24 protein-coding genes and 1 riboswitch are annotated in these 21,319 nt (G+C 72.2%); of the genes, 6 read left to right on the forward strand and 18 right to left on the reverse strand.

What is annotated here, in order from left to right; all coding sequences use genetic code 11:
- Window positions 1–9 precede the first annotated feature (9 nt).
- The 6 genes from ACIBSW_RS12865 to ACIBSW_RS12890 all read right to left on the reverse strand — a co-directional run bounded on the left by ACIBSW_RS12865 (window position 10) and on the right by ACIBSW_RS12890 (window position 8,460).
- A complete protein-coding gene (locus tag ACIBSW_RS12865; protein ID WP_354720575.1) occupies window positions 10–1,797 on the reverse strand; it encodes an ABC transporter ATP-binding protein in 1,788 nt (595 codons plus the stop codon).
- Window positions 1,790–3,751 (reverse strand): ABC transporter ATP-binding protein, encoded by a 1,962-nt coding sequence (locus ACIBSW_RS12870; RefSeq protein WP_354720573.1) that lies wholly within the window; start codon window positions 3,749–3,751, stop codon window positions 1,790–1,792. The genes ACIBSW_RS12865 and ACIBSW_RS12870 overlap by 8 nt, the downstream gene beginning before the upstream one ends.
- 115 nt (window positions 3,752–3,866) lie before the next feature.
- Window positions 3,867–5,567, reverse strand: a complete 1,701-nt coding sequence (locus ACIBSW_RS12875) for a histidinol-phosphatase (protein WP_354720571.1) — start codon at window positions 5,565–5,567, stop codon at window positions 3,867–3,869.
- Between the two features lie 121 nt (window positions 5,568–5,688).
- Window positions 5,689–6,492, reverse strand: a complete 804-nt coding sequence (locus tag ACIBSW_RS12880; protein ID WP_354720569.1) for an energy-coupling factor transporter transmembrane component T — start codon at window positions 6,490–6,492, stop codon at window positions 5,689–5,691.
- Entirely contained in the window at window positions 6,489–7,880 is a 1,392-nt protein-coding gene (locus ACIBSW_RS12885) for an ATP-binding cassette domain-containing protein (RefSeq protein WP_354720567.1), read from the reverse strand. Before ACIBSW_RS12885 ends, ACIBSW_RS12880 begins: the two co-directional genes overlap by 4 nt.
- Before the next feature lies 1 nt (window position 7,881).
- Window positions 7,882–8,460 (reverse strand): ECF transporter S component, encoded by a 579-nt coding sequence (locus tag ACIBSW_RS12890; protein WP_354720565.1) that lies wholly within the window; start codon window positions 8,458–8,460, stop codon window positions 7,882–7,884.
- Between the two features lie 67 nt (window positions 8,461–8,527).
- Window positions 8,528–8,632, reverse strand: a riboswitch (TPP riboswitch).
- Window positions 8,633–8,729: 97 nt separating this feature from the next.
- On the opposite strand from ACIBSW_RS12890, the gene ACIBSW_RS12895 reads away from it, so the two are divergent.
- Window positions 8,730–9,545, forward strand: coding sequence for an alpha/beta fold hydrolase (locus tag ACIBSW_RS12895; RefSeq protein ID WP_354720563.1), 816 nt, complete (start codon window positions 8,730–8,732; stop codon window positions 9,543–9,545).
- A gap of 44 nt (window positions 9,546–9,589) precedes the next feature.
- Window positions 9,590–10,081, forward strand: coding sequence for a DUF6328 family protein (locus tag ACIBSW_RS12900; RefSeq protein WP_354720561.1), 492 nt, complete (start codon window positions 9,590–9,592; stop codon window positions 10,079–10,081).
- Here the strand turns inward: ACIBSW_RS12900 and ACIBSW_RS12905 are convergent.
- The 7 genes from ACIBSW_RS12905 to ACIBSW_RS12935 are packed head-to-tail and all read right to left on the reverse strand — an operon-like array spanning window position 10,068 to window position 14,387.
- Entirely contained in the window at window positions 10,068–10,673 is a 606-nt protein-coding gene (locus ACIBSW_RS12905; protein ID WP_354720661.1) for a hypothetical protein, read from the reverse strand. The genes ACIBSW_RS12900 and ACIBSW_RS12905 overlap by 14 nt on opposite strands.
- 30 nt (window positions 10,674–10,703) lie before the next feature.
- Window positions 10,704–11,132, reverse strand: coding sequence for a Fur family transcriptional regulator (locus ACIBSW_RS12910; protein ID WP_354720559.1), 429 nt, complete (start codon window positions 11,130–11,132; stop codon window positions 10,704–10,706).
- Entirely contained in the window at window positions 11,129–11,443 is a 315-nt protein-coding gene (locus ACIBSW_RS12915) for a metalloregulator ArsR/SmtB family transcription factor (RefSeq protein WP_354720557.1), read from the reverse strand. Before ACIBSW_RS12915 ends, ACIBSW_RS12910 begins: the two co-directional genes overlap by 4 nt.
- The gene (locus tag ACIBSW_RS12920) at window positions 11,440–12,330 is read right to left on the reverse strand and encodes a metal ABC transporter permease (RefSeq protein ID WP_354720659.1); all 891 of its coding nucleotides are present in this window, start codon (window positions 12,328–12,330) and stop codon (window positions 11,440–11,442) included. Before ACIBSW_RS12920 ends, ACIBSW_RS12915 begins: the two co-directional genes overlap by 4 nt.
- A 3-nt stretch (window positions 12,331–12,333) precedes the next feature.
- Window positions 12,334–13,104, reverse strand: a complete 771-nt coding sequence (locus ACIBSW_RS12925) for a metal ABC transporter ATP-binding protein (RefSeq protein ID WP_354720555.1) — start codon at window positions 13,102–13,104, stop codon at window positions 12,334–12,336.
- The gene (locus tag ACIBSW_RS12930; RefSeq protein ID WP_354720553.1) at window positions 13,101–14,078 is read right to left on the reverse strand and encodes a metal ABC transporter substrate-binding protein; all 978 of its coding nucleotides are present in this window, start codon (window positions 14,076–14,078) and stop codon (window positions 13,101–13,103) included. Before ACIBSW_RS12930 ends, ACIBSW_RS12925 begins: the two co-directional genes overlap by 4 nt.
- A gap of 48 nt (window positions 14,079–14,126) precedes the next feature.
- Window positions 14,127–14,387, reverse strand: a complete 261-nt coding sequence (locus tag ACIBSW_RS12935; protein ID WP_354720551.1) for a hypothetical protein — start codon at window positions 14,385–14,387, stop codon at window positions 14,127–14,129.
- A 33-nt stretch (window positions 14,388–14,420) separates the two neighbouring features.
- Here ACIBSW_RS12935 and ACIBSW_RS12940 point away from each other — a divergent pair, with 33 nt between their 5' ends.
- The 4 genes from ACIBSW_RS12940 (at window position 14,421) to dusB (ending at window position 18,055) form a co-directional block, all read left to right on the forward strand.
- A complete protein-coding gene (locus ACIBSW_RS12940) occupies window positions 14,421–14,762 on the forward strand; it encodes an antibiotic biosynthesis monooxygenase (RefSeq protein ID WP_354720549.1) in 342 nt (113 codons plus the stop codon).
- Window positions 14,763–14,779: 17 nt separating this feature from the next.
- The gene (locus ACIBSW_RS12945) at window positions 14,780–15,280 is read left to right on the forward strand and encodes a hypothetical protein (protein WP_354720548.1); all 501 of its coding nucleotides are present in this window, start codon (window positions 14,780–14,782) and stop codon (window positions 15,278–15,280) included.
- Window positions 15,281–15,342: 62 nt separating this feature from the next.
- Window positions 15,343–16,722, forward strand: coding sequence for a glycine--tRNA ligase (locus ACIBSW_RS12950; protein ID WP_354720547.1), 1,380 nt, complete (start codon window positions 15,343–15,345; stop codon window positions 16,720–16,722).
- 181 nt (window positions 16,723–16,903) lie between these two features.
- On the forward strand, window positions 16,904–18,055 hold the full coding sequence (dusB, locus tag ACIBSW_RS12955) for a tRNA dihydrouridine synthase DusB (protein WP_354720545.1): 1,152 nt from the start codon (window positions 16,904–16,906) through the stop codon (window positions 18,053–18,055).
- Window positions 18,056–18,113: 58 nt separating this feature from the next.
- On the opposite strand, the gene ACIBSW_RS12960 is transcribed toward dusB, so the two are convergent.
- The 5 genes from ACIBSW_RS12960 to ACIBSW_RS12980 all read right to left on the reverse strand — a co-directional run bounded on the left by ACIBSW_RS12960 (window position 18,114) and on the right by ACIBSW_RS12980 (window position 21,166).
- Window positions 18,114–18,485 (reverse strand): hypothetical protein, encoded by a 372-nt coding sequence (locus ACIBSW_RS12960; RefSeq protein WP_354720543.1) that lies wholly within the window; start codon window positions 18,483–18,485, stop codon window positions 18,114–18,116.
- A gap of 56 nt (window positions 18,486–18,541) precedes the next feature.
- A complete protein-coding gene (locus ACIBSW_RS12965) occupies window positions 18,542–19,027 on the reverse strand; it encodes a roadblock/LC7 domain-containing protein (protein ID WP_354720541.1) in 486 nt (161 codons plus the stop codon).
- 54 nt (window positions 19,028–19,081) lie between these two features.
- Window positions 19,082–20,098: a helix-turn-helix domain-containing protein gene (locus tag ACIBSW_RS12970; RefSeq protein WP_354720539.1), complete on the reverse strand. Its 1,017-nt coding sequence runs from the start codon at window positions 20,096–20,098 to the stop codon at window positions 19,082–19,084.
- A gap of 15 nt (window positions 20,099–20,113) precedes the next feature.
- Entirely contained in the window at window positions 20,114–20,461 is a 348-nt protein-coding gene (locus ACIBSW_RS12975; protein ID WP_354720537.1) for a hypothetical protein, read from the reverse strand.
- Window positions 20,462–20,668: 207 nt separating this feature from the next.
- Window positions 20,669–21,166 carry a DUF4388 domain-containing protein gene (locus ACIBSW_RS12980; RefSeq protein ID WP_354720536.1) on the reverse strand — a complete coding sequence of 166 codons (498 nt, stop codon included), beginning with the start codon at window positions 21,164–21,166 and terminating at the stop codon, window positions 20,669–20,671.
- Window positions 21,167–21,319 lie beyond the last annotated feature (153 nt).

The raw sequence follows: 21,319 nt of genomic DNA on the forward strand, positions 1-21,319 counted from the left end.
GTCCGACCGTCAGCGATAGGCGGCCGCCTGCAGGGTGAACAGCTCCGCGTAGAGACCGTTTCTCGCCATCAGGTCCTGGTGGGTGCCGGCCTCGGCGATGCCGCCGTCCGCCACCATCAGGATCAGGTCGGCCATGCGGACGGTGGAGAAGCGGTGGGACACCAGCACCGTGATGGCGCCCGTGCGCGCGCCGACCTCGCGGGCCGATTGTGCGTAGCGCTCGAAGAGGGCGTGTTCGGTCAGTGGGTCCAGCGCCGCCGTCGGCTCGTCGAGGAGCAGGAGCAGCGGCTCCTCGCGCATCATCGCCCGGCTCAGCGCGACTCGTTGCCATTGGCCGCCGGAGAGCTCCTCGCCGTCCTCATAGGCCTTGCCCAGGTGGGTATCCAGGCCCTGGGGCAGGCGGTCGATAACCAGTTCCGCATCCGCGCGGTGCACCGCCTCGAGGACCGCGCCGGTGTCGCCGGCCCGGTGCAGGTCGCCGACGCCGATGCTCTCCCGGGCCGGCGCGTCGAGCTTGACGAAGTCCTGGAAGCTCGCGGCGATGCGCTCCCGCCACCGGTCCGGATCGATGCGGCGGAGGTCCACGCCGTCTACGGTGATCTCGCCCGAGGTCGGCCGGTAGAAGCGGGACAGGAGCTTGACCAGGGTGGACTTTCCCGCGCCGTTGTCGCCGACGATCGCCACCGTGGTGCCGGCCGGAATGTGCACGGTCACGTCGCGCAGCACGTCGGCTTCGGTGCCCGGGTAGCGGAATGCCACGCGGTCGAAGCGGATCCCCGCACGGAGCGCCGGCGGCACCGGCTGGTCCGCCACGACGGGGTCGGCTGCCAGCTCGGTCTCCCTGCGCAGCCAGCGCACCCGCGCCAGGGCCCGGGCGTTGCGCTGCAGGGCGCCCGCTACCGCGACGACGCCGGCCGCCTGTGCGTTTGTCTGCACGGCGAGGGTGATCACCAGGACCACGTCGCCGACCGAGCGCTCACCCGCGATCGCCGAGCGGACCACGATCACCACCGCGGCGACGTACCCGATAGCGAAGATCATCTGGCCGATCAGCCGCAGGCCCAGCCCGGCCAGCTCGGCCCGGCGTAGCGGAACCTCCTCATCCCGGCGTGCGGCGGTCTGGCGCTGGCGCAGCACCCCCTGCAGCCCGAAGAGGCGGATCTCCTTGGCGGCGGCCGGGCTGACCGCCAGCTCGAGCAGATGCCAGCCGAGCCGCCGGGACTCGGCCGTCGCGAGCTCGGCGCGTTCCAGCCGGGCCTCGCCGATCCTTCCCGCGATCAGCGGCGGCACCGCGAACAGGGGCAACAGCAGCAGCCACGGCTCGACCCCGGCGAGCAGTACGGCGGTCAGCACGATCTGAGCGGAGAGCGTGACAGCGGTGAGCACGCTCTGTACGCCGTTGGCTATCTCCCAGCTCTCCTTGCGCAGCAACTCCATCCGGTCGGCATAGTCCCGCCGCTCGTGCTGATCGACCCCGGCCGTGCCGTGTGCGAGGTCGCCGATCTCCCGCTCGACGCGCAGGTGATGCAGGTCGGCCAGCTCGAAGAAGAAGATGTGGGCGAAGTGCTCCATCGTGAGGCTCAGCAGCGCGACCAGCGCCACCGCGACCGCCGCCCAGACCGCCGCATCGGTGTCCCCGGCGAGGGTCGCGTCGGTGGCCACGGCGAGGAAGACGGCGATGAGTGGCGCGCTCACGTTGCCGAGCAGCATCAGGAAGCCGGAGATCAGCAGCCGTCCCCGGCTCGCCTTCCAGGAGGAGCCGAGCACGCCGGTGATGCCGAGCCACAGGTCACGCATCGGCGGTCTCCTCGACCAGATCGTCGTCGCCGGACGGTTCGTCCTCGGCGAAACGGGCGGCTTGCAGCATGAACAGCTCCGCGTAACGGCCGCCGGCGGCGAGCAGCCCGTCGTGGGTGCCGGTCTCGGTCACCCTGCCGTGCTCCAGGACCGCGATCCGGTCCGCCCGGCGTACGGTGGAGAACCGGTGCGAGATCACCAGGCTGGTCGCCCCGCTGGTCAGGTCGAGGAACCGCTCGAAGAAGGCCACCTCGGCGCGCGCGTCCAGGCTCGCCGTCGGTTCGTCGAGGACGAGCACCCTGGCGCCGCTCTCGACCGCGATCAGCGCCCGCGCGATGGCGATGCGCTGCCACTGGCCGCCCGAGAGTTCGGCACCGTCCGTGTACTGCCGGGACAGCGGGGTGTCGAGCCCGGCGGGAAGCTCTGCCACGAACTCGAGCGCGCCGGCCCGGCGCAGCGCCTCCTCGATGGGCTCGTCGTCTTGCAGGCCGCCGGCGCCGAAGCCGACGTTGTCGCGGACCGGAAGTTCGAAGTGGACGAAGTCCTGGAAGATCGCGGCGACCTTGCGCTGCCAGGCCGCGCCGTCGAAGGTGCGGATGTCGACGCCGTCGGCGGTGATCCGCCCCGACTCGGGCTCGTAGAGGCGGGCGAGCAGCTTGACCAGCGTCGTCTTGCCGGCACCGTTGAGGCCGACGATCGCCAGCGAGGCACCAGCGGGAATGACGAGGTCCAGCCCGTCGAGCACGGGTGGCGCGTCCGGGGCGTACCGGAAGGTCACCCGCTCGAACCGGATCTCCCGGATCGGCAGCTCGGCCGGCGGCGTCTCGCTGCCGCCCGGGTCGGCGGCCGCCAGGGTCAGCTCGCCGAGCCGGGTCAGCGCCTGCTGCGCGTTCATGCCGTACTCGGTCTGCACGTCGGACTCCGCGATGAACGCACCGATCCGGATCGAGGAGAGCGCCGCCTGCATCACGATCATGAACGCGCCGACGCCGAGCACGCCGGTGGCCGACGCCCGCGCCACGGCGGCCAGCACGCCGCCGAGCAGCACGAACGCCGTGAGGGTGTAGAGCACGTACGGCCCGTAGAAGATGCGGCGACGCTGCTGCCAGACCGGCACCGAGCTGGCCATGAACGCGTCCGAGTAGCGCTCGCCCACCCAGCCGAGGAGGCCGAAGACGCGGATCTCCTTGGCCGCGTCGGCGGTGAAGAGCAGATCGCGGAAGTAGAAGCGACGCCGCCGGACCCGCTGGTGCGTCATGAAGATCCGGCCGAAGACGGAGAGGCCGACCCGGTACCCGAACCGGATGACCAGCCCGGCCAGCAGCACGGCCGCGCCGGCCCACCACTCGTACACGACGGCGACGACGACCGCGGCCGCGACGGTCTGCAGATAGCGTGAGAGCAGCGCGATGAAGCCCGCGCAGGCGGCGCCGGGTGTCCAGGCCGTCATGCGCAGCATGTTGACGCCGTCGGCGGCCTGGTCGAGCACCTCCGGATCCTCGAGTACGGCGACACTCGGCCCGGCGAACGAGTCGGCCATCAGCCGGTCGCGGACCCGGTCGTCGAGCCGCCGGCGCAGCACCTCGCCGAGGAACGCCTGCACCGGCAGCAACAGCTGGATGGCGAAGAACAGCGCCGCGGCGGTGATCAGGTGGTCGCGCAGTTGCTGCCAGGCCGACGAGTCGACGCCGCCCTCCACCGCGGCGGGGACGCCGGCGATGACCCCGGCGGTGGCGAGCACGAAGCCGATGGGCAGCAGGCCCGCGATGATCTGCAGGAGGACGGCGCCGCCGACCAGGGCCGGCCCTCCGCCGAGCAGTAACCGGAGGATGGCCCGGCGCTGGTCCCAACGGCCCCGCATCCCGCCGGTGAACTCGCCCCACACCGACCTGCTGACGGCGTCGCCCGCGCTCTGGTCGACCATCACCACCCCCGAGGCATCGATCAGGAGCATTAACCTACCGGTGACCGCCGACGGAAATCGCCCCCGTTTCCACCGGCCAATGTGCGGCGCAGCACGGTGTCGGGGTGTGTCAGGCTCACCCCGATCACCGGCAGGTCGTCGATCATCACCTGGGCAGGACCCAGATCGGGTTGGTGTAGAACCACAGGTCGCCCCAGGGGTCGGCGTCGCCGATCACGTCGAGCTTCGGGCCGGCCGGGTCGATCGCCGCGCCCAGCGGGCCCGGCTGCGTGCGCTTGCCGTCCGTGCCGCGCAGGCGCAGGTAGAACGGCTTGTCCAGGCGGCCGAGCGGGTACGTCACCGACAGCCTCGCCGAGTCGCGCGACACCTCGAAGGACTTGACCACCCGGGTGTCCGGCGCCGTGAAGGCGTCGCGGGACGCCACCGGGCCGGTGACGGTGCCGACGATCACGTCGACGCGGGACAGGACGGGCACGAACTGGGCCCAGTTCGGCCGGTCCTGCAGGTCGATCTCCAGCGTCAGCTCCGTCGCCGTGCCGCGCCGCACGTGCACGACGCCGCCGAGCGGCGTACCGGATGAGCGCCGGCGGTCGCCCGCGACCCGGACCCGCGCGTCGACGGTCTTGACGAGGCGGCCGTGGTCGACCCAGACCCGGCCGGCGCGCAGGCCGTCCATGACCGCCCGGTACGAGAACGAGGTCGCGCCCACGTTGGTGCGCCCGTAGAAGCCCGGCCAGAAGTCGCCCGCGCCGGTGTTGACCGTCGGCGTGTACACCGGGTCGTTGTAGCGGCCGTTGGCCTCGAAGTCGCTGCCCGGGCCGCGCTCCGACTGGTCCAGGTAGTTCACGTGGCTGTCCGAGTTCACCGTCACCCACCATGCCCGGCCCTCGGCGAGCAGGCTGTCCCAGAGGCCGCCGACCGTCGCCGTCATCCAGTCGAAGCCGCCCCAGGTGCGGTACGCCTCCAGCGGGTAGCCCGGGAACGAGGCCGCCGACGGGCTGTTGTCGTAGAGGCCGCGCGCGCCGCCCCGGCCGTTCGGCGCCTTGATGCCGGCGGCCTGGTGGCCGGGCGCGCCCTCCATGCCGATCGCGACGCTCGGGTCGGCGTCGCGCCAGTTGCGGATCTCGTGCGGCGAGTCGATGCCGCGCCGGGCCGGGTGGTTCGCCAGGAACAGCGCGCCGCCGACCTTGCGGTCCCGGACCTGTTCGCCGAGGAACTTGATGCCGGCGATCGCCATGGCCTCGTTCTGTTCCGGCGTGTTGGTCGCCGGCAGCTGCGAGCCGTCGTAGGTCTGCTCGAACCGCTTGAGCACCGCGACCTCGTTGCGGCTCGGCTCCACGAAGACCGTGGCGTGCTCGGCGGCGGGGATGTTCCACTCCAGGCCCTGGAACGTGAGCAGTTCGGGCAGCGCGGAGCGGGTCGCCAGGATGTCCGGGTTGACCTTCTCGACGCCGATCCTGGCGTGCGCGTTGCTGCCGTGGTCGGTGATGACCAGCCAGTCCAGGCCGTACGCGTGGCCGTGCCCGGCCTGGTCGATGACCCGGTACTGGCCGTCGGAGCTGTGCTGGGTGTGAATGTGGTGGTCGCCCGCCAGCCAGCGGAAGCCGCCCTTCGCGGTGCCGCCGCCGGCCGGCCCGTGTGCGTGCGGCAGCCCGGCCGCGGCCGACGGTGTGGCCAGCACCGACGCGGCCGCGCCGGCGCCGAGCAGGCCGGCGCCGCGCAGGAAGCCGCGGCGGGAGACGTCCGACGGCGACAGCTCGCTGTCGGGCACGCTCAGGTCGTGCGCGGCGGGCGTGCCGGCTCCGGCGGCGTCGTGCGGGTGATCGTGGTGGTGGCCGTGACCCATGTCCGTGGCTCCCAAAGATCGACAGGGATGTCCGCGTCAATCTCGTGGCGACGTTCCAACACGGGGTGTCAGCCGGATGACCCCGCGGCGAACATGAGCGCAAGTCGCAGATCGACGCCGGTCAGCCGATGATCGGGCGGAAGAGGCCGGTCTGGATGCTGATGGTGAGGATCGTTGCCGAGAGGACGGCGGCGCCGATCAGCAGGGCCGTGTCCGCGCGGCCGAAGACCTGGCGGCGGGCGCAGGTGCGGGGCAGGCCGGAGTCGAAGCCGCGGGCGTCCATCGCCAGCGCCAGCCGGGCGCCGCGCCGCAGGGCGCCGACCAGCAGGGCGAACGCGGTGGACCCGAACAGTCGCAGCCGCGCGGCCGGGTTGCGGCCGGCGTCGATGCCGCGCGCCCGGCGGGCCAGGCTGAGCATCTGCCACTCCTCGCCGAGCAGCGGGACCATCCGGAAGGCCGCGAGCGCGCCGATCGCGAAACGGGCGGGCGCCCTCGCGTTCTGCACCAGGGCGTCCGCGAGGTCGGTCGGGTCGGTGGTGGCGAAGACGATGATGCCGGGCAGGGCGACCGCGAAGAGCCGCAGCACGAGGCCGAGCGCGCCCATGACGACGCCGGTGGTGATGTCGAACGGGCCGAGCGAGAACAGCTGCGCGCCGGTGCGGTCGGCCGCGAACAGCACCATCGTCACCAGGATGCCCGCGGCCGCCAGCGCGAGCGGCCAGGCCCGCCGGGCCAGCACCCGGTAGCGGACGCCGAAGAGCGGCAGCAGCGCCAGCTCGATCGCGAGCGCGAGGCCGGGTGTCAGCGGGTCGAGGGTCGCCACCAGCGGCAACGAGAACAGCAGCGCCGCGCCCAGCTTGGCGACCGGGTTGCGCCGGGCCAGGACAGCGGTGGCGTCGGCGACCGGTTCCAGCACGAGGGTCATCCGGCGCCGCCCAGGACGACAGTGCGGTCGGCGAGCGCGGTCACGAAGTCGTCGTCGTGGGTGACCGCGACGATGCCGCAGCCGTCGTCGCGCAGCCGGGCCAGCAGCTCGACCAGCTCGATCCAGGTGCGCCGGTCCTGGCCGAAGGTCGGCTCGTCGAGTACGAGCAGCCGGGGCGCGGCGGCCAGCGCCGTCGCGACGCTCAGCCGCCGGGCCTCGCCGCCGGAGAGGGTGTACGGGTTGGCGCCCGCCAGCCGGGTCAGCCGCAGCCGGTCGAGCAGCTCGTCCACGATGGCGGCGACGTCCGGGCGGCCGAGCCGGCGGGGCCCGAGGGCGAGCTCGTCGGCCACTCGGGACGTGACGAACTGGTGTTCCGGTGACTGGAAGACCGAGCCGATGCGCTGGGTGAGCGCGGCGGCCCGCCACTTGTGCGGCGCGCCGCCCGGCGCCGCGTCGACCGAGCCGGAGGTCGGCGCGAGCAGCCCGCCGAGCAGCAGGGCCAGCGTGGACTTGCCGGCGCCGTTCGGGCCGGTCACGGCGAGCGCCTCGCCGGCCCGTACGAGCAGGCTGGTCTCCGCCAGGCGGTGCCGGACGGTGACCCGCTCCGCGCGTACCAGGGGATCGCCCGGGGGAGCGACGGCCCGGTGCGCGGGCAGCGGCCGGCCCGGCACCCAGACGCCCTGCTCGGCGAGCTCGTCGCCGAGCTGCGAGAAGACCGCCGCGGGCGCGCCGTCGGCGCGGACGCCGCCGCCCGGCTCGAGGACGACCACCCGGTCGACCAGGGTGAGCGCGTCGGCGACCCGGTGCTCGACCAGGATCAGCGTGGTGTCCGGGTCGTGCGCGCGGGCGATCGCCGAGCGGATCAGCGCGCCGCCCGCCGGGTCGAGGTTCGCGGTCGGCTCGTCGAGCAGCAGCAGGTCCGGCCGCGGCGCCAGGACCCCGGCGAGGGCCAGGCGCTGCTGCTCGCCGCCGGACAGGGCGGCGGTCCGGCGGCCGATCGGGTACGGGAATCCGACCCGGTCGAGCGCGGCGGACACCCGCGGCCAGATCTCCTCGGCGGGTACGCCCCGGTTCTCCAGGCCGAACGCCACGTCGTCGCCGCTGCGGGCCATCACGAGCTGGGTCTGCGGGTCCTGGAAGACGATGCCGACCCGCTCGCGGGCCTTGACCGGCTCGAGGCCGTCGATCTCGACGGTGCCCTCGGACTCGCCGGAGTCCTCGGGCAGCAGCCCGGCCAGCGCGGCGAGCAGGGTGCTCTTGCCGGCACCGGAGGGTCCCAGCAGGAGCACCCGCTCGCCGTGCGAGATGCGCAGGTCGACGCCGCGCACGGCCCAGGCCCGGCGCCCGGCGTGGCGCCAGCCGAATCCGCGCAGCACGACCTCGGGCATGTCAGACCAGGGCTCGGTCTCGGCCCGCGGCGAAGCGGTCCAGCACGCCGGTCGGCGCCAGCGCCCGGGTCAGTGCCCAGGAACCGACGCCCGCGATGATCGTGCTGCTGACGATGGTGAGCAGCGCGTACGGGATCCGGTAGTCCCACAGGTCGTAGGCGGCGTTCCAGGCGAAGAAGTCGAAGACCGCCGCGCTGAACCCGGTCAGCAGGCCGGCGAGCAGGGCCGCCGGCAGCTTCCACGAGCGGTACAGCAGCAGCGCGAACGCCAGCTCCGCGCCGAGGCCCTGTACCAGGCCCTGCGGGATGACGGTGGCGCCCCAGGCCGCGCCGAGCAGCGCGGAGATGACGGCCGCGACCGTCTCGGTGTACAGCGCGGCGCCCGGCTTGCGGATGATCAGCCCGGCCAGCACGGCCGGCATCAGCCAGACGCCGTAGAGCAGCGCCTGCGCGGGCGGGAAGAAGGCGAACAGGCCGTCGGTGGCGCTCCAGACCAGGTTCCAGGCCCAGAAGATGACGCCGAAGGTGACGGCGATGATCGATGCGACGATGATGTCGATCGTGCGCCAGCGGAAATTCATTCGTGCCTCCCAGCTCATACCGGGAGGAGACGCTGCGCCGGTCCGGGTGTCGCCCGGACGCGGCGCGGCTGGAGAAAGACCGAGCTCCCTGCGCTGGCATTACCCAGATCAGGTTCGAGGGTCTGCGGTGTCACCCGCACTCTCAGCGCTGTGCGCTCCCCTGTCGGTGAAGTCGGTCCGCGCCGCGTCTGCGCGTCGCGAACAGGCTCCATTGCATGTGTTTCGATGACGCTAACACCGTGCGTACGGAACAGCGTAGGAGGCGTCACATGGAGATCAAGGCGAGAGGGCTGACCTTCGACGTGTACGAGGGCGGCCCGGTCGACGGCCCGCCGGTGCTCCTGCTGCACGGCTTCCCGCAGGACCACCGCGAGTTCGATCTCATCCTGCCCCGGCTGCACGCCGCCGGGCTGCGCACGTACGCGCTGGACCAGCGCGGCTACTCGCCCGGCGCCCGGCCCGCCGCGGTCGCCGAGTACCGCCTCGACGAGCCGACGGCCGACGCGATCGCGGTGCTCGACGCGCTGGGCGTGGAGAAGGCGCACGTCGTCGGCCACGACTGGGGCGCGCACGTCGGCTGGCTGCTGGCCGACCGGCACCCCGAGCGGGTCAGCACGCTCACGGCGGTCTCGGTGCCGCACCCGCGCGGTCTCGGCGTCGCCCTGCACAACCAGCCCTCGCAGAAGCTGCGGTTCGCCTACATGGGCCTGTTCCGCTCCCGGATCGCCGAGCGGCTGCTGCTCGCCGCCGACGCGAGAGTGCTGCGCTCGATGCTGCGCCCGATCGGCACCCGCGCCGACCTGTACACCACCGCGATGCGCGAGCCCGGCAGGCTGACCGGCGCCTTGAACTGGTACCGCGCGATCACCGCGGGTAGGCTCGCCAAGGTCGGCAAGATCACAGTTCCCACCACATACGTTTGGAGCGACGGCGACCCGGTCGTCGGCCGGTCGGCGGCGCTGTCGACCGCCACCTGGGTCGAGGCGGATTACCGGTTTGTCACCCTGCGCGGGATCGGCCACTGGGTGCCGGAGGAGGCGCCCCAGGCGCTGGCCGACGTGACTCTCGACCGCATCGGCGTCTGACGCCGCTCGGGCCGCCGGTCGCCGCGCCGTCACGAGGAGGCGCGATGGCCGTTCACGAGTCCGAGCGACAGCGCTGGAACCGCAACTTCGCGGACCTGCTGCAGGAGCTGCGGGTCACCCAGACGGGCGTGCAGGTCCTCTTCGCGTTCCTGCTGACGCTGCCGTTCAGCAGCGGCTTCCCGGAGACCACGCAGTTCCAGCAGGACACCTACATCGTCGCGCTGATGTCGGCCGCGTTCGCCGCCGCGATGATCATTTCGCCGGTGGCGTTCCACCGCGCGCTGTTCCGCAAGGGGCGCAAGCCGGAGCTGGTCCGCTACGCGCACCGGATGGCCACCGGCGGCCTGGCCTTCCTGCTGATCTCGATGGTCAGCAGCGTGCTGCTGATCGCCGACTACCTGCTGAACATCTGGGCCGCGAGCGTCCTGGCGGCGATCACCGCCGCCTGGTTCCTGACGTTCTGGGCGGCCATCCCGTTCGCCCGGCGCGCCTGGATGGACGAGGAGTACGAGGAGACCGAGGCTAGCGGGCCTTAGCGGGCTTGAGCCCCATGTCCTTGAGCTCGAGCGCCGCCAGCGCCTGGACCGCCGCCGCGTCGCCGTTGCGCCAGGACTGCGCGATGTCCGGGCCCAGCTTCGTCAGCTCGTTCAGCGGCCGCCCGGCCAGGGCACGCAGCGCAAGCAGGTCCTGCCCGGCCGGCTCGGCGCGGACCTTGCAGGCCACCCCGGCCCGGCGCATCCAGCGCAGCCGCAGCGGCAGCCAGACGAAGAGCACCAGCGCCAGCGGCCCCACGACGATCGCCAGCGAGACGACCAGCGCCAGGTTGTCCGCCATCTCCTGCTGCTGGCGGCCGGCCTCGGCGAGCCGGTCGGCGGCGCCGGCGGCCTTGGTGAACGGCGCGGTCAGCTCGTCGCCGACCAGCGGGACCCGGCCGACCTTGCCGGAGATGTCGTTCATGTTGCCGGCGATGCCGACGCCGGCCTCCTGCAGCTTCTGGCCCGGGACGCCGAGCTTCTCGACGAGGTCGTTGATCCACATGCCGGCCCGGATCCAGGCGTAGATCCAGAGCACGACGAAGAGGTCGGTGAATACCTGGCGTACGGCGGTTGGCAGCCGATCGGCGTACATCTTCACGCGCGTCAGCGTGCCATGACACGGCTAGGAACGCTTGTCGGCGCACTCCGGACAGGTACCGAAGATCTCCATAGTATGCGAGACGTCGACGAAGCCGTGGTTGCCGGCGACCTTCTCGGCCCAGGTCTCCACGGCCGGGCCCTCCACCTCGACGGCCCGCCCGCACGAGCGGCAGACCAGATGGTGGTGGTGGCCCTGGCTGCACCGGCGGTAGAGGTGCTCGCCGCCCGGCGGGCGCATCACGTCGATCTCGCCGGCGTCGGCGAGGCCCTGCAGGGTCCGGTAGACGGTGGTCAGGCCGACCCGCTCGCCCCGGTTGCGCAGCATCGCGTGCAGGTCCTGCGCGCTGTTGAAGCCCTCGGCCTCGGCGAGGGCCGCGCTCACCGCGGTCCGCTGCTTCGTGTTCCTGACAACGGTGCCCTCGTCCCCGCTGCCCTCACCCTGTCCGGTCATTTGCCCTCCCTCGCATGGCTCACGGCGTCGGCGACGATGTGTGCGACGTGTTCGTCCACGAGTGAGTATGCGATCTCCCGCCCCCGGCGCGCACTGCGCACCACGCCGGCGCCGCGCAGAACCCGCAGGTGCTGCGAGACCAGCGGCTGGGGCGCGCCGAGCTTCTCGACCAGTTCGTGCACGCAGCGTTCCCCGGCGCCGAGCTCCGCGACGATCGCGACGCGGATCGGCGCGGAGAGCGCCCGGAGCAGCTCGCCGGCCGCCTCGTACGCCTCGTAGCCGCTCGTCACCGGGGCAACGTTACTGCTCATCGGGCATCCGCCTGAAGAACGACATCCGGCGGCTCCGCCTCGACCCCCGTCCAGGGATAGCCGGTGCCGGCCCGCCGGCGCAGCGCGCGCCAGGTGGCGCTGCCGACGGTCAGCGCGACGAAGACCGCGATGGCCAGGATCACGATGGTGGCGCCGGGCGCGGTGTTCACCTCGCCGGCCAGCGTGATGCCGGCGGCGGCCGCGCCGACCCCGATCAGCATGGCCAGCGCCATCGTGCCGCGGAAGCCGCGGGTGACCTGCTGCGCCGCGGCGACCGGGACCACCATCAGGGCGCTGACCAGCAGCAGCCCGACGGTGCGCATGGCGATCGTGACGGTCACGGCCGTGGTCACGGCCATCAGGAGATTGAGGGTACGCACGGGAAGCCCGGAGACGCGGGCGTACTCCTCGTCGTTGCAGACCGCGAAGAGCGCCTGCCGCAGCCCGAGCATCGCGATCAGCACGGCGACGCCGAGCACCGCGATGACCGCCAGGTCCTGCCGCGACGTGGTGGTCAGCGAGCCGAAGAGGAACTGCATCAGGCTGGCGTTGCCGCTGCTGTCGGAGAGCCCGACCAGCACGACGCCGCCCGCGATGCCGCCGTAGAAGAGCAGGGCGAGGGCCAGGTCGCCGGAGGTGCGGCCGCGCTCGCGCACCAGCTCGACGCCGATCGCGCCGACGACCGACACGATCACGGCGGTGAGCACGGGCGACTGGTGCAGCAGCAGGCCGACGCCGACGCCGGTCAGCGCGACGTGCCCGATGCCGTCACCGATCAGCGACAGCCGCCGCTGCACCAGGTAGATGCCGAGTGCGGGCGCGGCCAGGCCGATGATCAGCGCGCTCACCAGCGCCCGGATCATGAATTCGTACTGATAGAGGTCGATGGGTCATCCCCTGTCTGTGGGCGACACGCAGATCGCGGGGCGTTCGGCGGCGGCGTGCGGGTGTACGTGGTCGTGGCCGGGCTGCGCGTGGTGCCCGGCGGGCTCGGGGACCGCGCCCTCGTACGCGATCCGCCCGTCGTGCACCACGACGGCCCGGTCGACCAGCGGCTCGATCGGGCCGAGCTCGTGCGCGACGAGCAGGATCGTGCCGCCGGCGCCGCCGAAGTGGCGCAGCGCGGCGGCGAACGCGTCCTGGCTGGCCGCGTCGACGCCGGCCGTCGGCTCGTCGAGCACGAGCAGGTCGGGGCGCCCGGCCAGGGCGCGGGCGATGAGGGTGCGCTGCTGCTGGCCGCCCGAGAGGGTGCTCACCGGGTCGCCGATGCGGTCCAGCAGGCCGACGTCCTCGAGCGCCGCGCGGACGGCGGCCCGGTCGGCGGCGCCGGACGGCCGGAAGATGCCCCGGCGCGCGAGCCGGCCGGAGGCGACGACCTCGCCGACCGTCGCCGGCACGCCGCTGCCGGCGCCCATCCGCTGCGGGACGTAGCCGATCCGGGCCCACTGCCGGAACCGGCGCTGCGGCGTGCCGAAGAGTGCGACAGTGCCCGAGGCCAGCGGCACCAGGCCGAGGATCGTGCGGACCAGGGTGGACTTGCCGGAGCCGTTGGCGCCCAGGATCGCGACGACCTGGCCGGCGGGCACGTCCAGGGTGACGTCGTGCAGGACCGCGCGGCCGCCGTAGGAGACCGCCGCGTGCTGTACGGAGACGACGCTCATGAGGTGCACTCCAGGGCCGCGGTGAGCGCGCTCAGGTTGCCGCGCATGACGGAGAAGTAGTCCGCGCCGGGCTCGGTGAGCCCTTCGAGGGGGTCGAGGACGGCGGTCCGGGCGCCGACCTCGCGGGCGATGGTGTCGGCGACCCTCGGGCTCACCAGCGTCTCGAAGAAGATCGTGGTGGCGCCGGTCGCCCGGGCCTGCTCCGCGACGTGCGCCAGGTGCCGCGGCGTCGGCTCCGACTCGGGGGAGACGCCGGTGATGCCGACCTCGGTCAGGCCGTACCGGTCGGCGAGGTAGCGGAACGCGGTGTGGCTGGTGATGAACTCGCGGCGCTCGCAGGTCCGCAGCCGGTCCGCGAACTCGGCGTCGAGGGCGTCGAGCTGGGCGTGCAGCGCCGCGGCCCGGGCCCGGTAGGCGTCCGCGTGGGCCGGGTCGGCCTGTGCGAGGCGCTCGGCGAGCCGGTCGGCGACGGCGGCGAAGCGCACCGGGTCCAGCCAGACGTGCGGGTCGGTGCCGCCCTCGGCGTGCTCGTGCTCGCCCGGCGCGTGCTCGGGCTCCTCCCCGTGCTCGGGCTCCTCCCCGTGCTCGTCCTCGTCCTCGTGCGCGTCGGCGCCGAGCAGCTCGACCACCGAGCCGGCGTCCAGGGCCCGGTCGGCCGCCTCCTGCGCGACGGCCTGGTCGATCGCGGGCTGGAAGCCCTTGAGGTAGAGGACCAGCCCGGCGTCGCTGATCTCGCCGACCTGGCGCGGGTAGAGCTCGACGTCGTGCGGCTCGGCGCCCGGCTTGGTCAGGTCGGTGACCGCGACCGCGTCGCCGCCGACCCGCTCGCCGAGGAAACGCAGCGGATAGAACGCGGTCACCACGTCGAGCCGGCCGTCGGCGGCGAAGCCGCTCGCCCGGTCGCCGCACGCCGCGCTCGTGCCGATCAGCAGCGCGACGGCGGCTGCCACGAGCAGGCGACGGGGCGGCATCATGCCATCAACTGTGCGCCCTATTGGTAATGATTGTCAAAAGCGCATGTATCAGATCAGCTTCGCGACGACCGCCGCCAGCAGCACGACCAGCAGCGTGGCCCGGACCGCGCGCACCGGCGTGGCCTGCACCGGCCAGGTCGTGACGGTGAGCGCCACCAGCGCCGCCCACAGCACGAACAGCAGTGCGGCGCCGATGATGCCGGGCAGGAAGAGGCCCGCCAGCAGCAGCGCGAGGGCCACGATGAACGCCACCGTCGGGTTGACCCCCGCCAGCCGGCGCAGCAGGTTCTCGGACTTGGGTGTGGTCACGTCGGCCTTCCCTGGTGTGCGTACGCTCACGTCATGCTGGTGCTCAACCGCTTCGTCGTCCAGCCGGACGCGCAGGACTCCTTTACGCAGCGGGCGCACGCCGCCCTCGCCGCCCTGGCGGAGCGGCCCGGCTACCTGTCCGGCCGGCTCACCCGCGCGCTGGACGACCCCGCCTACTGGACCCTGGTCACCGAGTGGGAGTCCGTGGGAGCGTACCGGCGCGCGCTCGGCGGGTTCGACGTGAAGGTGCACGCCACCCCGCTGCTCTCCGAGTCGCTCGACGAGCCCTCGGCGTTCGAGACCCTCGCGGCCGCCGAGCCCGGCGGCGAGGTCGTGGCCACCGCCAGCGACCGGGCCGCCGAACCCTGGCGCTGAGCCGTAGGCTTGGTCACATGACCCTCATCGGGGAGCAGCTGCCTCCGCCACCGCCGCAAGGCCCCGGCGTGTTCCCGCCGTTCCCCGCCCCGCCGGTCGAGGGCCGCGGCCGGCGCCTCGGCATGGGGCTCGGCATCGGCGTGACAGTGCTCGTGCTGGCGTGCGGCGGCGGCGTCGCCGCGGTGGCCGGGCTGATCACCGTCATGGGCAGCGCCCTGAGCGAGCAGGCCGAGGTCGTCGTCGGCGACTACTTCGACGCCCTGCAGGACCGCGAGTGGGCGCAGGCCTACGACATGCTCTGCGACCGGGCCAAGGACGACGAGACCGAGTCGCAGTTCATCAGCCGGGTCTCCGCCGACGAGCCGATCGCCAGCTACGACGTCGGCGACGTGGAGCTGGTGCAGCTCTCCACGCCGGTGAGCGTCACATACACCAACGGTGACACCGCCGAACTGCGCGCCTTCCTGGGGCAGAACCGCGAGACGGGCGGCTTCGAGGTGTGCAGCGTCGAGGAGTAATCTCCTGATTTTGTCCAGCCTCACTCAATCCCCGCCGACAACCCAGCCGGCGTAGGAGGAACATGCCCGCCGATCGCATCGACGCCGTAGTCAGCCTGGCCAAGCGCAGGGGCCTGGTCTTCGGATCCAGCGAGATCTACGGAGGAAGCCGCTCGGCGTGGGACTACGGTCCGCTGGGCGTCGAGCTGAAGGAGAACGTCCGCCGGCAGTGGTGGCGCACCATGGTCCAGCAGCGCGACGACATCGTCGGCCTGGACTCCGCCGTCATCCTGGCCCGCGACGTCTGGGCCGCCTCCGGCCACCTCGACGCGTTCGTCGACCCGTTGACCGAGTGCCAGTCGTGCCACAAGCGGTTCCGCGCCGACCACCTGGAGGAGGCGTTCGAGCAGAAGCACGGCGCCCCGCCGGCGTCGCTGAGCGAGCTGAACTGCCCCAACTGCGGTAACAAGGGCACCTTCACCGAGCCGAAGATGTTCAACGGCCTGATGAAGACCTACCTCGGCCCGACCGAGAGCGCCGAGGGGCTGCACTACCTGCGGCCCGAGACCGCGCAGGGCATCTTCGTCAACTTCAACAACGTGGCGACCGCCGCGCGCAAGAAGCCGCCGTTCGGCATCGCGCAGGTCGGCAAGTCGTTCCGCAACGAGATCACCCCCGGCAACTTCATCTTCCGGACCCGCGAGTTCGAGCAGATGGAGATGGAGTTCTTCGTCGAGCCGGGCACCGACGAGACGTGGCACGAGTACTGGCTCGAGCAGCGCTGGAACTGGTACCGCGACCTCGGCCTCTCCGAGAGCAACCTGCGCTTCTTCGAGCACCCCAAGGAGAAGCTCTCGCACTACTCGAAGCGCACCGTCGACATCGAGTACCGCTTCCAGTTCGGCGGCACCGAGTTCGCCGAGCTCGAGGGCATCGCCAACCGCACCGACTTCGACCTGAACACCCACTCCAAGCACTCCGGCGTCGACCTGTCGTACTTCGACCAGGAGAAGCAGGAGCGCTGGGTGCCGTACGTGATCGAGCCCGCGGCCGGCCTGACCCGGGCCGTGCTGGCGTTCCTGCTCGAGGCGTTCGACGAGGACGAGGCGCCGAACACCAAGGGCGGCGTCGACAAGCGCACGGTGCTGCGCTTCGACCCGCGGCTCGCGCCGATCAAGGTCGCGGTGCTGCCGCTCTCGCGCAACCCGGAGCTCTCGCCGAAGGCCCGCGGCCTGGCCGACCTGCTGCGCAAGCGCTGGATGGTGGAGTTCGACGACTCGCAGGCGATCGGGCGCCGCTACCGCCGCCAGGACGAGATCGGCACGCCGTTCTGCGTCACCGTCGACTTCGACACCCTCACCGACGACGCGGTGACCGTCCGCGACCGCGACACCATGAAGCAGGAGCGAGTCAGCCTCGACCAGATCGAGGACTACCTGATCAAGCGCCTGCCCGGCTGCTGATCTCGCCTTCGGCTCGATGGGATTGCGCCCTTTAAGTCGGTGTCGAGGGCACCGAAAATGACCACGGCAAAGAGCGCCTAGTCATTTTCGGCACCCTCGACACCGACGGCGCAATCCGACTCTGGTTACAGGCCGGGCTCGCCTGCGGCTTCGCGTCGGATGGGTGGATTTTGGATGTGCCATGCTCGATGACGTGACCCTTGCTCTCTCCACGCCGCTGACCCTCGGGCAGCACGAGGTGTGGCCGCCGGTGGTGCTGGCGCCGATGGCCGGCATCACCAATGTCGCGTTTCGGCGGCTCTGTCGGGAGCAGGGTGGTGGCGTCTACGTGTGCGAGATGATCACCACGCGCGCGCTCGTCGAGCGGATACCCAAGACGCTCAAGATGATCGAGTTCGGGCCGGACGAGAAGTTCCGCAGCCTGCAGCTGTACGGCGTCGACCCCGACGTGACCGCCGCCGCCGTGCGGATGGTCGCGGAGGAGGGCTGGGCGGACCACATCGACCTGAACTTCGGGTGCCCGGTGCCCAAGGTCACCCGCCGCGGCGGCGGCAGCGCCCTGCCGTGGCGGCGCCGGCTGTTCGGCCGGATCGTGCGGCAGGCCGTGCAGGCGGCGGCGCCGGCCGGCATTCCGCTGACCATCAAGATGCGCAAGGGCATCGACGACGACCACCTGACCTACGTCGAGGCCGGCCTGATCGCGCAGGAGGCCGGGGTCGCGGCGGTCGCGCTGCACGCCCGTACGGCGGAGCAGCGCTACTCGGGCACCGCGGACTGGGACGCGATCGCGACCCTCAAGCAGGCCCTCGACGTGCCGGTGCTCGGCAACGGCGACATCTGGGAGGCCTCGGACGCGCTGCGCATGGTCGAGCACACCGGCGTCGACGGCGTGGTCGTCGGCCGCGGCTGCCTGGGCCGGCCCTGGCTGTTCAAGGACCTCGAGGCGGCGTTCGCCGGCCGGTCGTCGCAGGAACTGCCGAACCTGGGCCAGGTCGCGGAGATCATGTCCCGGCACGCGCACCTGCTGGTCGACGCGCTGGGCGACGAGCGGCACGGCTGCGCGGACTTCCGCAAGCACGTGGCGTGGTACCTGAAGGGCTTCCCGGTCGGCGGCGAGCTGCGCCGGGAGCTGGCGATGGTGACCTCGCTGGCGAACCTGGACGACCTGCTGGCCCGGCTCGACGGCGCCGAGCCGTTCCCGCGCGAGTCGCTCGGCCAGCCCCGCGGGCGGATCAACGCGCCCGGCAAGGTGTCGCTGCCGTACGGCTGGCTGGAGAGCCGCGACGACGACACCGTTCCGGAGGGCGCCGAGATGGAGAACAGCGGCGGCTGAGCCGGTCATGCAGATGGGGAGGGCGCGAAGCCCTCCCCATCCGAAGTGTCCGACCGGATCAGACGTCCAGGTCGTTCTCGATGCGCTTCAGGTTGTGGCGGGCCATGGCGAGGTTCGAGCGGTCCCGGCGCAGCGCGACGTACAGGAACAGGCCCTTGCCGGAGCGGCTCGTGAGCGGCCGGATCATGTGGTACTGGGTGTCCAGCGTGATGAGGATGTCCTCGATCTTCTCCGTGATGTTCAGCATCTCCATCGCCCGGAGCTTGGCGCGGACCACATCCGTGTTGCCGGCCGCGGCGACCGTCAGGTCGAGTTCCTTGCCGCCGCCGGCGGTGCCGAGGGCCATGCCGCTCGTGTGGTCGACCAGTGCGACGCCGATGGCGCCGTCGAGGTCCATGATTTCCTTGAGCGCGGTGTCCATGTCAGCCATGGGATGGTTCCTCCGTCTTTCGGGATGGTGGGTGAGGCGCTTGGGTGGTGCAGTACTCAGCCGGCCTGCCGGCCGCGGAACGTGTTCTGCAGGGTGGCCATCGGCGTACGCCGTGCCAGCGGCGTACTCGGCCCCATCTGTGTCGGTATCTCCGTGCGGTTCGGGGCCTGTGCCTCGAGGACGAGCATCTTCACGAGCCGCCTGACGGTTCGGCGGGCCTCGAGGTGCACCATGGCCAGGTTGGCGTCGCCGGACGTGACGAGGGTCAGCAGGGCGTTCGGGCCCGCGGTGTACGAGGTGATGTATCCGCGGTCGCACTCCACCACCGACTCGCGCAGATCGCCGTGATCGACGGCGTGCGCGAATCGACGGGCGAGGGCGAGGTGGGCGGCGGCGAGGGCCGCAAGACTGTCCGGCTCGATGCCGTGCGCGTCGTGCGCGACCACCATGCCGTCGGCGGTGGCGAGGACACTGCCGGAGAGCTCGGGCACCCTCTTGCGAAGGTTGCCGAGTTCCGTCAGCACCTCCGGATCCACCGTCATCCTCGGTCTCTCCTTTCTGGTCAGGCCCGGGTCAGCGGGTCGGTGGGGCGCGGGTCACCGCAGCGCTCTCAGCGCGGTACGTATGCGTTTGAGCAGGACTTCATCGGTGCCGGGATGGGTGTGCTCGGTGTCCGCGGCGATCTCTTTCGGCAGCTTGGCGCCCGGCTTGCGCCGGGCCAGCCGCGGCGGGCGGTAGGCGGTGCCGTTCGCCGTGGCCGGGTCGGGTTCGAGCACGGCCGCCGGCGGGTCGCCCGAGGACGGGCGCGCGCCGGTGATGATGGGCACGGTCGGGCCGTCGGTCACGCCGATCGGCGGCCGTTGTACGTCCACCGACGTGCCACGCGCGCGCGGTAGGCGTACGAAATCGGGTTTGACGTCCGGGTGCTCGCGCGGCGCGGGCCGCTCGATCAGGCCGAGTGCCGCCAGCCGGCGCAGCTCCTGGATCGTCGCGTAGCCGGCCCGGCCCAGTAGCTGGGCCAGGTCCGCCGGGGTGCGCTGGCCGTCGGCGCTGACCAGCAGTTCCCACTGCGGTGCGGTGAGCGTGATCCGCTCGACCGGGGGCCGCGGCACCGGGATCACCGGCTCGGTGTCGAGCTCCGGGTGCGGGAAGATCTCGTCGAGCAGCCGGGACCGGCGGCGGGCCTCGCGGGTGACCGCCGCCGGGTCGACGCGGATCACCTGGCCGAGCCAGTGGCTGGCGCCGTCCAGGAAGTCGACCGGCGCGGAGGCGGGGGAGAGGGCGAAGTACGCGGCGTCGTAGGTCGCGCCGAGCACGCACAGCTCCAGCTCCCCCTGCGTCAGGTGACCCTGTTCGAGCAGCAGCCGCCCGACCTGGGCCCGTGAGGTCCCGGCGTCGAGCGCCGCCTGCCAGGTCCGGGCGGCCAGCCGGCCGGACGCCGTCAGCAGCTCGCCGACGCCCGGTGCGGCCGGCGACTCCGCGTACGCCACCTGCCCCTCGATGAGGTAGACCGTGCCGCCGGGCTGGCCGCCGACGATCAGGGCGCCCGTCCGCCGCTCGCCCGCGACCTGCGTCAGCAGGCGCCCGGGCGTAGCGGTCTTCGAGGGCTTCACCTTGACTCCTCACTGCTAGGTCGCTACGAGTTCATCGGCCAGGGTCTGCATGCGGCGCCGGGCGACGGCGAGGTTGCCGTGGATCCGGTCGAGCCAGACGTAGAGCACCAGCCGGCTGTCGAAGTCGGTACGGACGAGCCGCAACAGGTGATAGCCCCCCGCGGTCGTGATGATCAGGTCCTCGAGCAGGTCGTGTGGAACCGCCGAGACGAACAGTGACCGGCTCTGCGCGGCCTGCACGACATCCGCCGTGCCCGCCGCCGCGGCCTGGTGGTCCTCATTGGGCGCGGCACCCGTCGTGGCGACCGGGAACCCCGTGGTGTAGTCGACGATGCTGGCCCCCACCGCGCCAGGAATCGCCATGGCCTCTTGCAGACAGTTCTCAACCCCGGGCACATCTCTCCTCAGCCGAGCGATGCTCCCGCCAAACGCCTCGCCCGGCCGCTGGCGGGACGGCGAGTTCCTCGTGCCGGCGCGCGTGGATCGGGTCCTGCGCGCCGTCACAATGAGCCATCCTGCGGCCACGCTGCGATCTCGGGTCGCACCCGGTGTGCGTCATCTTTTCCGTGCTCATTTCGTTGCCTGCGCGGGCTTCCTGGCCCGCGAAACGGCGCGCGGCCGATGCGGCGCCGGGCAGTTCAGCAGCCGCTTCGCGGTCTCGTGCACGAGGCCGCCGAGCTCCACCTGTGCGACCGTGCCGAACCAGTGCCGCTCGCCCGGCACGAACCGCACGGGTGCGTCGCACTGCAGCAGCTCGTGGGTCGCCGCGGTGATGGCGGCCACGACCCGGCAGGCCAGCTCGTGGTGGCCCAGGTGTCCCTCGCGCAGCAGCACCCGGCCGACGGACCGGCTGTCCACCCCCGACTCGTACGCCGAGCGCCAGGCCGCCTCCGACAGCCGCCCGCAGGCGACCAGCCGCTCGCCGATGCCGGGGCAGGCCGGCGACTCGGCGTAGGTCAGCCGCCCGGCGACCAGGTAGAGCACGCCGCCGGGCGGGCCGTCGATGCGCAGCGCGCCGGTGCGCCCGGACTCGGCCAGGTTGATGAGCAGGCGGCGCAGTGCATTCACGGTGGCTCCTCGACGGAACGGGCATCGACCTACCGTTGAGTCTCGAACCCCGCGCCGCCGGAGGTCGCACGGTTGGTGCGTCGCCGACACCATGGCCGGCAGGCGTCCTGCGCGTAACATGATCGCCACGTTTCGATGGCGCTTCGTGGAGGT

Origin of the sequence: Actinoplanes sp. NPDC049668, from assembly GCF_044465445.1 — a bacterium.
Classification (GTDB): Bacteria; Actinomycetota; Actinomycetes; order Mycobacteriales; family Micromonosporaceae; genus Actinoplanes.

Bases quoted from the DNA above. Each gene is read 5' to 3' on its own strand.
- ACIBSW_RS12945 (WP_354720548.1), top strand. From the start codon at position 14,780: ATGACCCTCATCGGGGAGCAGCTGCCTCCGCCACCGCCGCAAGGCCCC.
- ACIBSW_RS12925 (WP_354720555.1), bottom strand. From the start codon at position 13,104: ATGAGCGTCGTCTCCGTACAGCACGCGGCGGTCTCCTACGGCGGCCGC.
- ACIBSW_RS12865 (WP_354720575.1), bottom strand. From the start codon at position 1,797: ATGCGTGACCTGTGGCTCGGCATCACCGGCGTGCTCGGCTCCTCCTGG.
- ACIBSW_RS12960 (WP_354720543.1), bottom strand. From the start codon at position 18,485: ATGGCTGACATGGACACCGCGCTCAAGGAAATCATGGACCTCGACGGC.
- dusB (WP_354720545.1), top strand. From the start codon at position 16,904: ATGCTCGATGACGTGACCCTTGCTCTCTCCACGCCGCTGACCCTCGGG.
- ACIBSW_RS12895 (WP_354720563.1), top strand. From the start codon at position 8,730: ATGGAGATCAAGGCGAGAGGGCTGACCTTCGACGTGTACGAGGGCGGC.
- ACIBSW_RS12915 (WP_354720557.1), bottom strand. From the start codon at position 11,443: ATGAGCAGTAACGTTGCCCCGGTGACGAGCGGCTACGAGGCGTACGAG.
- ACIBSW_RS12930 (WP_354720553.1), bottom strand. From the start codon at position 14,078: ATGATGCCGCCCCGTCGCCTGCTCGTGGCAGCCGCCGTCGCGCTGCTG.
- ACIBSW_RS12870 (WP_354720573.1), bottom strand. From the start codon at position 3,751: ATGCTCCTGATCGATGCCTCGGGGGTGGTGATGGTCGACCAGAGCGCG.
- ACIBSW_RS12885 (WP_354720567.1), bottom strand. From the start codon at position 7,880: ATGCCCGAGGTCGTGCTGCGCGGATTCGGCTGGCGCCACGCCGGGCGC.
- ACIBSW_RS12880 (WP_354720569.1), bottom strand. From the start codon at position 6,492: ATGACCCTCGTGCTGGAACCGGTCGCCGACGCCACCGCTGTCCTGGCC.
- ACIBSW_RS12910 (WP_354720559.1), bottom strand. From the start codon at position 11,132: ATGACCGGACAGGGTGAGGGCAGCGGGGACGAGGGCACCGTTGTCAGG.
- ACIBSW_RS12965 (WP_354720541.1), bottom strand. From the start codon at position 19,027: ATGACGGTGGATCCGGAGGTGCTGACGGAACTCGGCAACCTTCGCAAG.
- ACIBSW_RS12950 (WP_354720547.1), top strand. From the start codon at position 15,343: ATGCCCGCCGATCGCATCGACGCCGTAGTCAGCCTGGCCAAGCGCAGG.
- ACIBSW_RS12940 (WP_354720549.1), top strand. From the start codon at position 14,421: ATGCTGGTGCTCAACCGCTTCGTCGTCCAGCCGGACGCGCAGGACTCC.
- ACIBSW_RS12900 (WP_354720561.1), top strand. From the start codon at position 9,590: ATGGCCGTTCACGAGTCCGAGCGACAGCGCTGGAACCGCAACTTCGCG.
- ACIBSW_RS12975 (WP_354720537.1), bottom strand. From the start codon at position 20,461: ATGGCGATTCCTGGCGCGGTGGGGGCCAGCATCGTCGACTACACCACG.
- ACIBSW_RS12875 (WP_354720571.1), bottom strand. From the start codon at position 5,567: ATGGGTCACGGCCACCACCACGATCACCCGCACGACGCCGCCGGAGCC.
- ACIBSW_RS12905 (WP_354720661.1), bottom strand. From the start codon at position 10,673: ATGTACGCCGATCGGCTGCCAACCGCCGTACGCCAGGTATTCACCGAC.
- ACIBSW_RS12890 (WP_354720565.1), bottom strand. From the start codon at position 8,460: ATGAATTTCCGCTGGCGCACGATCGACATCATCGTCGCATCGATCATC.